Here is a 14,240-nt window from a genome sequence, read left to right on the forward strand (position 1 = left end):
CTCCAAGTGTTCCAAAACGTCTTGAGCAGCTATCGCTTTTTACTGTAAATTTAAGGAAGTGTTATGGGTCAAGCGTAGACATCTTTGACCATTAGAAGCTGCTTATTGCAAATGTACTGATTTTAACGGACATTAACGGCCGTACGGGTTCATTTTCAGCTTTATATACGTTACATTTGAGTGCTGGCGGACAAGGGTGACCGTTACAAAAATGAATATCGTCTTTTTGGCATTTTAACGGTCACGGATGACCGTCTGACTATCCAATGAGTGAATAATGCAATGGGACATTGCCACATTATTTGATTTTTCGTGTTTGCACTCAACAGATTATCAGTATCAATAGCTTATCAGTACCAGTGGCCTAAAATAGCTGCAAGAGTCGCGATACTGTTTTTTTCCCTATCGCTGCTATCTCCAAAGCCTGTGTTAACATCCCGGTCTAGTTCTGCGTCACGGCCTGGTTTGGCATCCCGGCTTAGTTCTGCGTCACGCCTTGGATTTACGCTCCAAGCGTTGTTGATAAAAGTCACTAGCTCCCCCGCCATAGCCAGCACGCTGGCAAGCGAAGTGGATTGCAGCATCGCATAAGCTTTGGGGCTGTTCAGATTGACGACGCCGGCGATGCTATAATCGCCTACGGCAGGCAGCTTCATGCCAGTTGCCGCGCCAGGCTGCAGCGGCCCCTCCGCTACCAGATAGTTGCCGACAGACAAAGGCTTGCCCAAACAGGCATCGATCGCAATGACAATCCCTTGCCCCTGCGCCCGTATTGCTGCCGCTTCCTGGCAAGCCTCTTCAACGGCATTGGCATCGCATGGCTGCTCAAGGGTACCTATTACTCTGGGCCAGCCGCTGGCCTTGAGCAGGCTTCCTACCAGCGGGCCAAAAGAATCGCCCGTGGAGCGATCGCTGCCGATGCAGAGAAAGCAGACACGCTTCCGGTCCGGCTCCGCCATCGCCGCTTTTGCAAGAAACAGCTCCAGCCCTCTATCCTTGCTGGCGACTGTTGATTTAATGATGGCGTCTTGACTCATCCCATGTCTCCTTTCGCATGGTTCACCGTTATGTTCTATTGCATTATTGTATCGGATTTGCCCAACTGGTTCAATTTGTGGCGTAAAGGGCTGCCGTGTTACAATAACGTGACAAGAATTTTAAGCGGGAGTGAAAAGTGATGTCGGACCTGCAACAACCAACAATGGAAAACGTGGAGTTTATGATAGACGCCATCAAAACCAAGCTGAAAATGGCTACGGCCGCCGCGATGCAATCTTCCAGCTTTGATTTGGCAAGATATGAGGATATTAAAGAGCTGTATGACATTGTCGAGAGCAAGGATAAATTCAGTATCAGCGAGGTTGAAGCGCTCGTATCCGAGCTGGGAAGACTTCGAAGAAATGATTGACGCTTTGTCGAGGAATAGTTTTGCGTCTTGTCATCTGTTGCGTTAATGTGTCGAATTTCCATGAAATTATAACCATTATTTTTCATAATTAGACATTTCACTTATTTCAGGGAAACATTTCGTCGGAAAATAACGAATTGCAACGCAAGGGACCGGAATTAATCATTCCGGTCCCTTTTCATAGGCACATGGCAGGGCGGGCCCAGCCATTTCGTTACTTGAGGCTAGCCCTCGGACTGTCCCTCTTCAGCTTCACGAGGCTCAATAGCTTCAATGGACAATTTGATAGCAATATCCTTGCGCTCGCCCTTCAGGAAATGAGCCAGACGCTCAAGCTTGTCGGCCAGTTCTGCGCCTGTCAGCGTCGTATTGAGGTGGTAGTCAAAGCTATCAGAAGGAAGTCTGGATGCGTATCCGCCTCTCCAGCCTCTTTCATCAAGGGAGCCGGGGCGCTGCTGCACCGATTCCTGCGCCGGGTAAAATTTGTCTGATTTGTTCACAACTCTTTCGTAAATCCGAAGCTTTTTGAGCAGCATGTAATATTGCGCAGAATGTTTGAAATTCCAGGCCTCGCGAATATCCTTCAGTGTATAATCCATCTTCCAGCGCTTAAGCTTCTCAACCTGCTCGTCTGTTTCCAACTTAAGAAATTCATCAAGCGGCAGCATTTTTTCCGGCATGAACAACCCCTCCGTTTATCGTTATCATAGTGTTGCAAATAATATTATCAAAAAAATAATATTAATCATATAAAAAATACCATAATTTTTCACGAAACACAATCGACCCTGCGAAGCATCTCAAAAGATGCATCGCAGGGTCGATTTTTGCTCCCTCCATTCCCGTCTCTAAGGAAGGGCTTTTGGAGGTCTTTTATACGCGTTGCAGGCCAATGGAGGCCAGGAAGCGGGCAAAGCCAGCCGCTCCTTGCTCGGTTCGCTTGTAGACGCCGGCATCCTTCAGAACCTCAAGGAACTTGTCTCCCGTTCCCTCCTGCACGATCGTGATTGCCTCTTCAAGGCTGTGGTCTGCACCGTAGCGTTCCACCAGCTCCGCTGCCCAGCCAGCATGATTCCGAAGAGGGTTGCCTTCCTCCTGCAGGGCAGAGACGGGACCAGGAGCATCAGCTGTCAAATAAGACGCGATTTGCTCCAGCTCCGATTTCAGCCTTCCCGGCAGAACGGCTAGTCCCATAACTTCAATCAAGCCGATGTTTTCTTTTTTGATATGGTGAAGGTGGCTGTGCGGATGGAAAATACCGTCCGGATGCTCTTCGCTTGTACGGTTGTTACGCAGCACCAGATCCAGCTCGTATTCTCCGTTATCGCGAAGTCTGGCAATCGGCGTCACCGTATTATGCGGCGTTTTGACGCCGTCCTTGCCTTCGCTATAAGCCAGAATGTCGGAAGCGGAATCGCTATATTCTCTCCAGGCATCCAGCACGCGGCATGCTGCTTCGTGCACTTCAGCCTTCACGGAGCCGCGAAGCCTCAGCACGGACATCGGCCAGGCTACGATGCCGTAGGACACGCCGGGACGCGAGGCATCGCTAAATTCCGCTTCTACGGGAGCTGTTTCCATCGGAAACACATGGCGACCCGCCTGGAAGTGGTCATGGCTCAGAATGGAGCCGCCCACAATAGGCAAATCGGCGTTGGAGCCGATAAAATAATGCGGGAACTGCTCGATAAAATCCAGCAGTCTGCCGAAGGAGGCATGAGAAACAACCATCGGCTCATGCGCGCCCTTGAACACGATGCTGTGCTCATTGTAATACACATAAGGCGAGTATTGGAAAAACCAAGGCTCGTTCCGAAGCTGCAGAGGGATGACCCGTAAATTTTGCCTGGCGGGATGATCCGCTCTGCCTGCGTACCCGACATTGTCTTCGCAAAGCAAGCATTTGGGGTAATGAGCCTGCGGCAGCGTTTTGAGCAAGGCGATTTCCTTGGGGTCCTTCTCCGGCTTGGACAGGTTAATCGTCATTTCAAGCTTGCCGTAAGGCGTCGGATGCAGCCAATACTGGTTTTTTCGAATCCGGTCCATGCGAATATAGTTGCTGTTAATGTTTAATGCATAAAACCGGTCCGTTGCAGCTGTAATACCCTTCGACTCGGCCAGCGCCTTAAACTCGGCGGCAACCTGCGATGGACGCGCCATCAAATAGCCCATAATGCGCGCATCAAGCAAATCTCGCGAGGTTGTTGTGTTATCCGGTGTCAGGCCGATGGAGCAGCCGTAATCCAACAGCCCCTCCAGCAGCTCTCTTGCGCTCTCAAGCTCCTCCTGCGGCGCCGCATCTGCCGCCGGCTCTGTAAACCGGAACAGGTCCAGCAGCGCGTTGCGGGTAAAGGAAAGATCGCTCCGCTCCAGCAATTCCTTCTGCAGCCCGAATTGCAGCAGTCTTTCGATCAGCGATAACGCCTCCTGCGGCGTTACCGTATTGACGGCTTCACTTGTTGTCATTTCCGCTTGCTCCTTCCGCCAATCTATTTGTCGCCATAGCCGTCAGGACGGCTTACATGCCAGTTCCAGGCGCTTTGAATGATGTTCTCCAATGCGCTGCGGGTCGGATTCCAGCCAAGCTCCTTGCGAGCTCTGTCTGAAGAAGCTACCAGCACGGCAGGGTCGCCCGCTCGGCGCGGCTCAATAACAGCCGGAATTTCCCGTCCCGTTACATTGCGGGCGATTTCGATCACCTGCTTGACGGAAAAACCGTGTCCGTTGCCCAGGTTGTAAACCGAGCTTTCGGAGCCGCCGCGCAGCTTTTGCACAGCCAGCACGTGAGCGTCCGCCAGATCGCTGACATGGATGTAGTCGCGAATGCATGTTCCATCTTCAGTCGCGTAATCGTCGCCGAATACCGAGATATGCGGACGCTTGCCAAGAGCAGCTTCCAGCACGATTGGAACCAGATGCGTTTCGGGATTGTGATCTTCGCCGATTTTGCCGCTGTCATGAGCGCCAGCCGCATTAAAATAGCGCAGCGAAATGTATTTGATGCCGTGGGCAACATCGAACCATTTCATCATTTTTTCCATAGCCAGCTTGGTTTCGCCGTATGCGTTAGTGGGCAGCGTGCGATCATATTCGTCGATTGGCACATTTTCCGGCTCGCCGTAGGTTGCGGCTGTCGAGGAAAATACGATTTTGTTAACGCCGTATTCATTCATTTTCTCCAGCAGGCACAAGGTTCCGTACACGTTGTTGTGGTAATATTTGCCCGGCAGCTTCATGCTTTCGCCAACCAGCGAGTTTGCAGCGAAGTGAATGACCGCATCGATGCTGTTTTCCTTAAATACCGTATCCAAGAAGTCGGAATCGCGCAGGTCGCCTACATACAGCTTGCCGCCCAGCAGCGCCTCCTTGTGACCTTGCTGTAAATTATCAACGATAACGATTTCCTCGCCTCGCTCTTGCAGAGCCGCCACAGTATGTGAGCCGATATAACCGGCTCCTCCCGTTACCAATACCGCCATTATTCTATCCCCTCTCATTTTGTTTTTGACTTCCAACAAATAAGTGTCAAAAAGTTCGGTTCTCAGTGCCGAGAAGATGGCATGAAGCTAGAAACAGAGGACCGAAGCGTAGTTTAAGCTACGTGAGGACCGGATGTTTCGGCTGAATGCCATATTCGACGCTGGCCATGACGCCAGTCATGACCCGCAATGGGAAGCGGACTTTTTGACTTCATACAATAAGTGTCAAAAAGTTCGGTTTCCAGTGCCGAGAAGATGGCATGAAGCTAGAAACAGAGGACCGGAGCGTAGTTTAAGCTACGTGAGGACCGGATGTTTCGGCTGAATGCCATATTCGAAGCCGGCCATGACGCCAGTCATGACCCGCAATGGGAAGCGGACTTTTTGACTTCCTCTCTAGGAGAGTTTTTCTACTCCGTTTCCTATGCTGCATACATAGAACGACGCCTCAAGACCGGTAGCTTCCTTGTATTCGCGGCCAACCTGCTCCTTGAACTGCTCAACGCTGTCCTCATGGACCAGGGATACCGTACAGCCGCCAAAGCCCGCTCCCGTCATGCGGGAACCAAGCACGCCCGGCACTTTGCGGGCTGCGTCTACCATAGAATCAAGCTCAATTCCCGTTACTTCGTACAGATCGCGCAAGGAATCATGCGATTGGTTCATCAATTCCCCGAATTGCTTCAGATCATTGCCTTTAAGCGCAGTGATGGATTGAAGCACCCGGTCGATTTCTTCGATTACGTGAGTTGCGCGGTTGCGGACAACCTCGTTTTCAATCAGATGTTTGGAGGCATTGAATTGCTCCACGTTCAGCTGGCCAAGCAGCTCCAGCTCGGGATGGGCAGCGCGAAGCGCTTCAACGGCTGCATCGCACTCGGCGCGGCGCTCGTTGTATTTGGAATCAACCAGCCCTCTGCGTTTGTTCGTATTGCCGATAACAAGGGTATAGCCTTGCGGCTGGAATGGCACCAGCTCATATTCAAGCGTATCGCACATGAGCAAAATCGCATGATCCTTTTTGCCGTTGGCAACCGCGAACTGATCCATAATGCCGCTTTTTACGCCATTGAATTCATTTTCGGATATTTGGGACAGCAGCGCGATTTTGACCGTATCAAGCGGCTGATTCTCCAGAGACAGCAGCGCGTAAGCCGTCACAACCTCAATGGAGGCGGAGGAGGAGAGGCCGGAGCCATTTGGAATTTCGCCGTGGTAAAGCAGGTCGTAGCCGCGTTGGAATGTAACGCCTTGATTGTGAAGCTCGTTCACGATTCCTTTTGGATAGTTCATCCAGTCGTCCTTCTCATCGTAAGCAACGGAGTCGATATTCAGCGTGTTGGAGGTCGGGAAATTTGTTGTAGACAGTCCAAGTCCCTTGTCGCCGCGCGGACGAATAATGAGCGTTGTGCCGAAGGTTAATGCGGCAGGAAATACATAACCTCCGTTATAGTCTGTATGTTCACCAATCAGGTTGACGCGGCCTGGCGCGTGGAATACGGAAATGCCCTCTTCTTCACCGCCAAAACGTTCGATAAAAGTTTTTTTAAGCGCTTCGATGTTAGCCATTTGTTATCACGATCCTTTGCTTGGAGTAGCGGCCGCAACCCTCATGGACTGAAGCCGTTGTTGCAATACGTGCCCAAAAGGTCCGCTTTTCAGCACCGTGGAAAGACAGGCCTTCTGAACAACCTTTTATAGTTACAGTATATCGGATGGTCCTGGCAAAACAAAATGGCTTGAAGTGCCAATCATATGGATTTATGTGACTTCACTTATCCTTTACGGGGATGCTATGATGAAAGTAAATACATGTCCCAATAAACCCGGCTCCTCATTCAATATCCTTTTATTTGAATATAGCAAGGAGGCATATGCGTTAATGACAAACGAAGAAGATTTCTACATGGTGGCGTCCAATCCGGTTCTGGAGCATAAGGAAACAGGCTTGCCACATGTGCTGTTCTCGGGGGAAAGCCAGACTACGCCCGGACATCGGCTTGGACCCAAGGTGTACGATTTTTATTTGATGCATCTTGTGTTGTCCGGCAAAGGCGTGTTTACGGTAAACGGCAAAAGCCATGAGCTGTCCGCGGGCCATACCTTTCTCATAACGCCTGAGCAGCTGATTAGCTACGAATCGCATACAGCCGAGCCTTGGAGATACCGGTGGATTGCCTTCAAAGGAAATTCCGCCTCCCAGCTTGCTGCCGATGCCGGCTTTCAAACCGATAGCCAGCTTCTCCACATGGAGGATATCCGCAAAGCCTCGGTGCTTTACCGCCGCATTTTTTCCACCTTCCGCAAGTCAAAGCCCTCGGCGGCGCTTGAGGCCTCGGCCTCCTTGCTGCTGCTGCTGGCCCTGTACGGCGAAGCAAAGGCAAACGACGAAGGAAGAACACTTTTGCGAGAGGGCGAAAGCGAACGGCTCTATAAGCAGATTGTGCATTATATGTCCACACAATACGCTTATCCTGTTTCCATCGAACGAATGTCGGAATCGCTTGGCTACAATCGCGCTTATTTGTCGCGGGTTTTCAAGCGGCATACAGGCTTGTCGCCTATTTCCTTCCTGCTCAAGCTCCGCTTGGATAAAGCCAAGCTGATGCTTCGCGAGCGCCCGGAGCTGACCGTGGAGCAGGTATCGGCCTCCGTAGGGCTTCAGGACGCCCTTTATTTCTCCAAGCAGTTCCGCAAGCAGCACGGCGCTTCCCCAACCGCCTATCGCAAGCAAGTGCTTGGTGATAGCTGAGCCGTTCCGGTGGCACACTAACGCAGTAAGCCACTTTATTGCAAAGGGTGAAACCTTTATGAAAAAGCTTCACACGGGTACGCTGTATTGGCCGGAAACCTTGACAGAGCCGAAGCGTTATCCCTCGCTTGACCGCGAGGAACGGGCGCAGGTTGCGATTGTTGGAGGCGGCATGTCGGGAACCATATGCGGCTACTGGTTTGTCAAGCACGGCTTGGATGTCGTATTGGTGGAGCGGGGAGAAGTAGCGGGCGGAAGCACAAGCGCCAATACGGGATTGTTGCAATTTTCCAACGATATAATGATGACCGAGCTTGCCGTCCAAATCGGAGCCCGAAATGCCGAAACCTTCTACAAAGCATGCCTGGACGCGGTCAAAAGCCTGGGTGCAATCGCGTCCGAGCTGCCGGACAATGCTGACTTCTACCCTAGAAGCAGTCTTTATTACGCATCAACGGAGCAAGATTTGCCCAAGCTGCGCAAGGAATACGACGCTCTTAAAAGGGCCGGCTTTCCGGTGGACTTCTGGACACAAGAGATGATCCAGGCGGCCTTCGGATTCAGCAAGCCCGGCGCGATGGTGACTCATGGAGACGCGGAGGTAAACCCCTTCCGCTTCGTGAATGCTGCAGCCAAGGCGGCTGCGGCCAGCGGTCTGCGCATTTACGAGCATACGGATGTCGTCTCCCACAGAACAGAAAATGACGGAAAACATATCTTGCAGGACTCGTTGGGACACGCCATTCAAGCGGACTTCGTCGTTTATGCAGTAGGCTACGAGCCTGAAGAGCTGCGGCCCAAGCTGCGCAAGGCCGACCTGAACCGCTCCTTTGTTATCGTTACGCCCATTCAGGAGTCGTTCAAAGCATGGCATGGCAACTGGCTGATTTGGGAATCGGCAAGGCCTTACCTTTATTTGCGCACAACGGCCGACGGGAGAATTATTGTTGGCGGTCTGGACGAAAACAAGGAGCAGCCCGTTGCAAACGAAAATCGGCTGAATCGCAAAAGCCGTGAGCTTGCGTCGCTGCTCCGCAGTCTTTTTCCGCAAGCGGACAATTCCATTGCTTACGAGTGGAGCGCAACCTTTGGCGAATCATTGGACGGCCTGCCTTTTATCGGGGAAGATCCTCAAAAAAAGAATCTGTTTTATTGTCTGGGATACGGAGGCAACGGCTCGGTCTACAGCATGCTGGGAGCGAAATTACTTTTGGAGCTGATTCAGAGCGGACCGGAGCGGCGGCATCCTCTCCCTTTTATAGCTGTACGTTAGCAGCTCACCTTCTCCTTACCTGATTCCCGCCTTATCCTCCGACGATGGCCCGCTTCCAGCCAAGCGGGCTGCCGCCCACCCCTCCATCGGTTTCATCCCAAAAAAATATCGCAATTACACAAATGCGTTGCTTTAAAGCATGCAAATTATTTGGTACGGTAATTCGGTAAGCGTTTACAACTAAAGAGGAGGTACGACTATGATCAATCACCGCAAGGGAAGGATTGTTATTGCAAAATGGGCGTTTTGCTTTATATTTGCAGTTGCATCCGTTTCCGTGTCCCAGCCGCCCTGGCAGGGAAATGCTTCATTCTCCGCGCATGCATCCGCTCCATCCCAGCCCGAGGCTTCGACATTTGAATCCCGGGCAGCTATGCTTCTGGACTATTTTGACAGTCACTCTCCCGTAGAAGCGCCGATTCAGAACGGGGTCGACAATCGTTTCGCCAATTATTCCAAATACCATACCTGGATCGCCGAAGCAAGCTTCGAGCTCGGCAATCTCGACAGAGCCAGAGAGATGGCCGAGGAAGCTTTGCTGCGCTCAAACGATATGTTTCATTACTACTCCGCAATGGACAGCTATTTGCGGTACAAGGACGACTATACGCCCGAGATGCGCGAGCTGGCCAAAACGGTCATCGGCGGACATCCCTCAGGCGCTTATGACGGGGGCACGACGGAAAATCATCATCTGATGCATTCGGTCGCCCGTTATTTGGCTGGCCAGGAATGGCCCGATGTGGCCCAGCATGTCGGCGCCAATAAAGGCCGGGACTGGCTGCTCGCCTTTTTTGACCGGGTGCCCCGCGAAGGGATCATGGAGCAGGACTCCTCTACCTACATGCCAACCTACACTAGCGCCCTCCTGTCGCTGATCGACCATGCAACCGACAACGAGATGCGCAATAAAGCCAGGCTCACCTATGACTGGCTGCTGGCGCAATGGGCGCCCGAGTGGCTTGAGCGTTATCATGTAACCTCCAGCTTTCGCATGGTTACGCCGGAATTCGAGCCCAAGCATCCATCGGAGAGCCTGATTCTGGGCTGGCTTTATTTTGGCGGGGAGGACCCTGCTACGTTTATGCGGTTTTTGGACTCCAACAACGAATGGTATCCCGATGGCATTTTTTCCATTTCAGCAGCCATTTCTTCTTACCGCCCTCCCGCGTCTGTTCTGGAAGCGGCGTTTGACCGGACAACGGATTATGTGCACCGGGAAACGTCGGATGTGGGCGGGGACAATGCCAACGGCTTTAAGCGGTACACCTACATCAACAAAAAATATGGCGTTACAAGCACCTACAACGGCTATGGCGGAGGCCCGCTCTACCGGGATCAGGTCTTTGAGGGACAGGTCAAATGGGTTTCGGACCAGCCTAACAGCACTTTTTTTATTAATCAGCCGCTTAAGGACACCTCCAATGCCAACGTTCAAGGCCAGCTGCGGCTGGACGGAGCAACGTCCAATATGCAAACGCTTCAGCACAAGGGCACTCAGGTCTCCGTTATCAAAATGTCGGCATCCGACCCGTATCCCTATATTCGGGGGCTAGTTTCCAAAACGGCGCTGAATGAGGTGCTGGAGCAGGCAGGATGGATTTTTATGGACGCAGGTCCGGTCTATATCGGGGCCAAAATGACGGCAGGCTCCTATACCTTCTTTGAGGATGACGGCAGATATCGCTGGTTCAAAAATACGGAGCCGCGCAACGGCATCATTATCGAAACGGCTCCGGCGGAGGATTTTACCGATCTGCAAGCCTTTGCCAATGCCGTTAAAACGCTGCCGATCGACGACTCCGGCGTTTCGTCGGCTAATCCAAGCTTGACCTTCACCAATCTGGAAGGCAAAGTCATGAACATCGTCTTCGGCGGCGCCCGAAGCGTAGACGGCGTTGCTTACGACTACAACAATTGGCCGCTGATCGACAATCCCTGGATGCAGCAGCAGAGACAAGGCATCCTGACCATTCAAAACGGCAGCGGGGCATGCAGCTATGATTTTGCTGCGTGGACAACGTCCTGCCCTTATAACGGCATAGCTGCGGCAGACCTGGTCGTCAACGATATAGGCTGGTATCCGGCTGAACCTGCGCTGGGGAACGGAGTGGAATTCAGTGCTGAGGTGCAAAATATCGGAACGTTGGCCCTTCCTGCCGGCAGCGGCTCAACCGTAGACATTACAGCAAACGGCGCTTTTGTTGCCTCCTTGCCTTTGCCAGCCCTTCAGCCAGGGGAAAAAGCTACTCTTTACGCTGGCAGCGCGCAAGGGTGGTCACCGGCAGCCGGCGGTACCTATACAATTTCCGCCATCGCCGATCCCGGCTTGCTTATCGCCGAAAGCCAGGAGCGCAACAACAGCCGCTCCCAAAAGCTCAACCTGTGGAGCGAAGCCTTCTCCGACTCTTTTACAACCGGCGCGGCTAGCGGCTGGACGGCTTCCGGCGGAGCATGGACGGCCGGGGGAACGGAAGGAATCTACAAAGCCCCGGCGCTTAGCGGCGTACAGCTTGCCCACTACTCCGGCAGCGGCTGGAGCGATTATTCGGTATCAGCCTCCCTGCGGATAGACGGAGCCGGCAGCGGGCAGGCGCCTTCTATCGGACTGCTCGGGCGATACCAGAATGCCAGCAACATGTATTATTTGCGCTACAACCTCAATGATCAGAAGCTGCAGCTGGTCAAAATTGTTGGCGGGCAAAACACCATTTTGCGAAGCGTTGATCAATCTATAGCAAATGGCGATTGGCACAGATTTTCTCTGCGGTTTCAGGGCTCCACAATCACCGCCTATTTCGACGGACAGCAGGCCTTCTCACTGGTGGACAGCAGCCTTGGGTCTGGCGGGATCGGACTGCGGGCTTACAATGCCGCAGGATCATTTGACGATGTCGTTGTATTAACACCTTAATAGGTCTTAACAAGCAAAGGGGCTGTCGGAAAGTCATGCGGAATGAATAATGATTCAGCAAAACCTGTACCTACCGGAAAAGGGTGTCTTGGAAGCTCAAACCTATTTGTCCGCTTTATCTTGATCCTATTTTTAGTGGATAAAAACAGACAAAAAAACTCGCCCTCAAGTCACCCTTTCCCTTCCGCTCCCTCTGCTGAATCATTATTCACCGCAGCAAACATTCGGGCAGTCCCTTCCTTTTACAGATAGCGGTAGTCAGCTTCCGTTAACAATTCTGGAAGCCCCGCAGCTCCGGAAGACGCCTTCCGCGATGCCAAGGCTGGATAGATCGGGACCTCCGTCCTTATCCAGGAGCGACTTGCTTTCAGAGGTTTCAACAATAACCGCCCAAGCTCCGCCCATAACCTCCCCGGCGCAAAGCTCCGCTTCCTTTTCGTCCAGTCCAAGCCGCATAAACGTTCTTTCATGGCTGTCGCCGCCCCCGCCAGCAATAAACGGCGAAAAAAACGGAAGTCCCGCAGAGGATGAGCCGCCCATGGCATTAAACCCGTAAATCGGCGAAAAGGCTGTGCCGGGCAAGCCCGCTGACATAGTTGTATGATAATCCCCTTCGTTGTGGTCTTCTCCATCCAGCGCCGCCTCCAGCTCCATGATGCCGTCCGCATGTACATCGCATTCCGCCCGCAGCGCCCTTGTATGCAGATAGTCCTTGGCAAGCACCATCATTTCGCCCGGCTTCAGGCCAAATTGCTCCAATTGATTGATGGCGTTGACCACGTCCCGTTCTCTTTGAAAGATGCCAATTTTTCGCGCCATAGTTTAGTCCTCCGATTCAAAGTAGATGCTGTTCGCCTATAGCTTAGGTATACCCTATTGCATGGCCTGTCACTCGTTTTGTCGAGAAGGGGAATACTTTGGCAAATGCTGACGAACGGAGCTCAAAAGGTTGTGTGCTTCATAGGGTTCAAGGTATGATGGAGAATAAGCGGAAATTGGAATAAAGGAGACGGACAATGATTCATCGGTTGCTTCGTTATAACGCGGGATGGGAGTGGCGCGTCCTGCAGCTTTCATCGGAACCGGCAGCTGCCGGACAACCCCTTCCCAGCCGGAAGACGGGACAGCCGTTAAAGGAGCGCCAAGCTGCAGCCGTCTTGCCGGGTAAAGCGCGGGAGGAAGCTTCAGAGTCGGAGGAGCATTTGCTGGAGCTGAAAATGAGCCTGCCTTCATGCAGCGCCTGGGTTGACGATTGCCGAGGCAGGGTGACCAACCATATATCGGTGGAGCATACGGAAGATAGCGGAGCCGTATTATGCGGCACCTTGATGATTCAGATTTCCGAAAACGAGCAGGATTTGCTGCCATTCCACTTCTGGATTTCGCGCACAACGCTCATTACGCTTCATACCGAGCTGCGTCTGCCGCTTCGCCTGCAGAATGAAGCGCATCGGGCACAGCTTGAAGCATGCACCAGCGCCCCCGAAGCCTTTTTCATCATGATCAGCGTTATATTGGAAACCTTTCACACCGGCCTGGACGGGTTTGAACGGCGGCTGGGCGAGCTGGAGTCCAACATGCGCTGGAGCAACCGGACAGGCCTCTTGGACACCATCTTCGAGCGCAGATTCGACCTCCTGCATTGGAGCCACTTGTTTATTCCCATCAGAGAGGTGCATGGAGCGGCAAAAGAAGCGTTTATGGAGCACCTTCTAGAGCGGGATGCCTTTATGCGCATGACCCACAAGCTGGAGCGAATTGAATCGCTGCTGAAGCACTACGCCCTGGAAATTGATACGCTAATATCCATGGACGATGCCATCTCCAGCTTCAGAGGCAACGATATTATGAAAACCTTAACGATCTTTACCGTATTGTTCCTGCCCGCTACGATCGCGGGCGCTCTATGGGGCGTCAATTTTGAATGGCTGCCCTGGAAGGAGCGGGATTGGGGCTTTACGGTTATGATGTCGGGCATCGCCGTTATTACGCTCGGCATTTATATCTGGCTTTGGAGAAAAGGCTGGACGGGCGATCTGCTGAACAAAAGCAGAAATTCGGAAACGGCGCTTCGATCCGGCAGAAAAAAAGCAAGGCTGCAAGACAATAAATGGAGCAGCGCTTCGCGTTTGGGCCACGGCAGAAACAATGCCGGGACCGACAGCAGTACGTGGAGCTTTATACAGGAGTCCTCCAAGCATTCGACCTTTTCGTACGGAACCGGTAAACAAGACGGGGCCGTTACACTATCAAAATCCGAAACGGCGACGGGATTATCCCGCAGCCGAAAAAAATAGGGACTGTCCGAAAAGTTTGTCGGCCCTCACTGCTGAATCATTATTCGTCCGCCTGACTTTTCGGATCAGCCCCTATTTTGTATTTAAATCATCTTGTTTTTACAACATCCCCGGCTT

11 protein-coding genes are annotated in these 14,240 nt (G+C 52.4%); 5 read left to right on the top strand and 6 right to left on the bottom strand.

The features are described from left to right. Window positions 1-350 precede the first annotated feature (350 nt). Complete coding sequence (yyaC, locus tag A7K91_RS03665; RefSeq protein ID WP_068679780.1) at window positions 351-1,037, bottom strand: spore protease YyaC; 687 nt, start codon at window positions 1,035-1,037, stop codon at window positions 351-353. Window positions 1,038-1,177: 140 nt separating this feature from the next. Here yyaC and A7K91_RS03670 point away from each other — a divergent pair, with 140 nt between their 5' ends. Then, on the top strand, window positions 1,178-1,408 hold the full coding sequence (locus A7K91_RS03670; protein ID WP_068679782.1) for a DUF1128 domain-containing protein: 231 nt from the start codon (window positions 1,178-1,180) through the stop codon (window positions 1,406-1,408). 224 nt (window positions 1,409-1,632) lie between these two features. Here A7K91_RS03670 and A7K91_RS03675 read toward each other — a convergent pair whose 3' ends face one another. The 4 genes from A7K91_RS03675 to A7K91_RS03690 form a co-directional block, all read right to left on the bottom strand. Continuing rightward, window positions 1,633-2,088, bottom strand: coding sequence for a hypothetical protein (locus A7K91_RS03675; protein ID WP_068679784.1), 456 nt, complete (start codon window positions 2,086-2,088; stop codon window positions 1,633-1,635). Between the two features lie 193 nt (window positions 2,089-2,281). Then, window positions 2,282-3,874, bottom strand: coding sequence for a UDP-glucose--hexose-1-phosphate uridylyltransferase (locus tag A7K91_RS03680; RefSeq protein ID WP_068679786.1), 1,593 nt, complete (start codon window positions 3,872-3,874; stop codon window positions 2,282-2,284). Window positions 3,875-3,897: 23 nt separating this feature from the next. Continuing rightward, window positions 3,898-4,887, bottom strand: a complete 990-nt coding sequence (galE, locus tag A7K91_RS03685) for a UDP-glucose 4-epimerase GalE (protein WP_068679788.1) — start codon at window positions 4,885-4,887, stop codon at window positions 3,898-3,900. A 396-nt stretch (window positions 4,888-5,283) separates the two neighbouring features. Further along, window positions 5,284-6,456 (bottom strand): galactokinase, encoded by a 1,173-nt coding sequence (locus A7K91_RS03690; protein WP_068679790.1) that lies wholly within the window; start codon window positions 6,454-6,456, stop codon window positions 5,284-5,286. Between the two features lie 313 nt (window positions 6,457-6,769). Between A7K91_RS03690 and A7K91_RS03695 the strand changes: the two genes are divergently transcribed. From A7K91_RS03695 to A7K91_RS03705, 3 genes are all read left to right on the top strand, one after another. Continuing rightward, complete coding sequence (locus A7K91_RS03695) at window positions 6,770-7,639, top strand: AraC family transcriptional regulator (RefSeq protein WP_068679792.1); 870 nt, start codon at window positions 6,770-6,772, stop codon at window positions 7,637-7,639. Window positions 7,640-7,697: 58 nt separating this feature from the next. Further along, window positions 7,698-8,912 (top strand): NAD(P)/FAD-dependent oxidoreductase, encoded by a 1,215-nt coding sequence (locus tag A7K91_RS03700; RefSeq protein ID WP_068679794.1) that lies wholly within the window; start codon window positions 7,698-7,700, stop codon window positions 8,910-8,912. Between the two features lie 199 nt (window positions 8,913-9,111). Then, window positions 9,112-11,826, top strand: a complete 2,715-nt coding sequence (locus A7K91_RS03705) for a CARDB domain-containing protein (RefSeq protein ID WP_068679796.1) — start codon at window positions 9,112-9,114, stop codon at window positions 11,824-11,826. A gap of 258 nt (window positions 11,827-12,084) precedes the next feature. Here the strand turns inward: A7K91_RS03705 and A7K91_RS03710 are convergent, their stop codons facing one another. Continuing rightward, window positions 12,085-12,645 (bottom strand): general stress protein, encoded by a 561-nt coding sequence (locus A7K91_RS03710; protein WP_068679798.1) that lies wholly within the window; start codon window positions 12,643-12,645, stop codon window positions 12,085-12,087. Between the two features lie 197 nt (window positions 12,646-12,842). On the opposite strand from A7K91_RS03710, the gene A7K91_RS03715 reads away from it, so the two are divergent. Beyond that, complete coding sequence (locus A7K91_RS03715) at window positions 12,843-14,123, top strand: magnesium transporter CorA family protein (protein ID WP_068679800.1); 1,281 nt, start codon at window positions 12,843-12,845, stop codon at window positions 14,121-14,123. Window positions 14,124-14,240 lie beyond the last annotated feature (117 nt).

The organism is Paenibacillus oryzae, from assembly GCF_001675045.1.
Taxonomy (GTDB): Bacteria; Bacillota; Bacilli; order Paenibacillales; family Paenibacillaceae; genus Pristimantibacillus; species Pristimantibacillus oryzae.

Coding starts and splice junctions, on each gene's coding strand:
- A7K91_RS03680 (WP_068679786.1), bottom strand. CDS start 3,874: ATGACAACAAGTGAAGCCGTCAATACGGTAACGCCGCAGGAGGCGTTA.
- A7K91_RS03700 (WP_068679794.1), top strand. CDS start 7,698: ATGAAAAAGCTTCACACGGGTACGCTGTATTGGCCGGAAACCTTGACA.
- A7K91_RS03705 (WP_068679796.1), top strand. CDS start 9,112: ATGATCAATCACCGCAAGGGAAGGATTGTTATTGCAAAATGGGCGTTT.
- yyaC (WP_068679780.1), bottom strand. CDS start 1,037: ATGAGTCAAGACGCCATCATTAAATCAACAGTCGCCAGCAAGGATAGA.
- A7K91_RS03695 (WP_068679792.1), top strand. CDS start 6,770: ATGACAAACGAAGAAGATTTCTACATGGTGGCGTCCAATCCGGTTCTG.
- A7K91_RS03710 (WP_068679798.1), bottom strand. CDS start 12,645: ATGGCGCGAAAAATTGGCATCTTTCAAAGAGAACGGGACGTGGTCAAC.
- A7K91_RS03690 (WP_068679790.1), bottom strand. CDS start 6,456: ATGGCTAACATCGAAGCGCTTAAAAAAACTTTTATCGAACGTTTTGGC.
- galE (WP_068679788.1), bottom strand. CDS start 4,887: ATGGCGGTATTGGTAACGGGAGGAGCCGGTTATATCGGCTCACATACT.
- A7K91_RS03715 (WP_068679800.1), top strand. CDS start 12,843: ATGATTCATCGGTTGCTTCGTTATAACGCGGGATGGGAGTGGCGCGTC.
- A7K91_RS03670 (WP_068679782.1), top strand. CDS start 1,178: ATGTCGGACCTGCAACAACCAACAATGGAAAACGTGGAGTTTATGATA.
- A7K91_RS03675 (WP_068679784.1), bottom strand. CDS start 2,088: ATGCCGGAAAAAATGCTGCCGCTTGATGAATTTCTTAAGTTGGAAACA.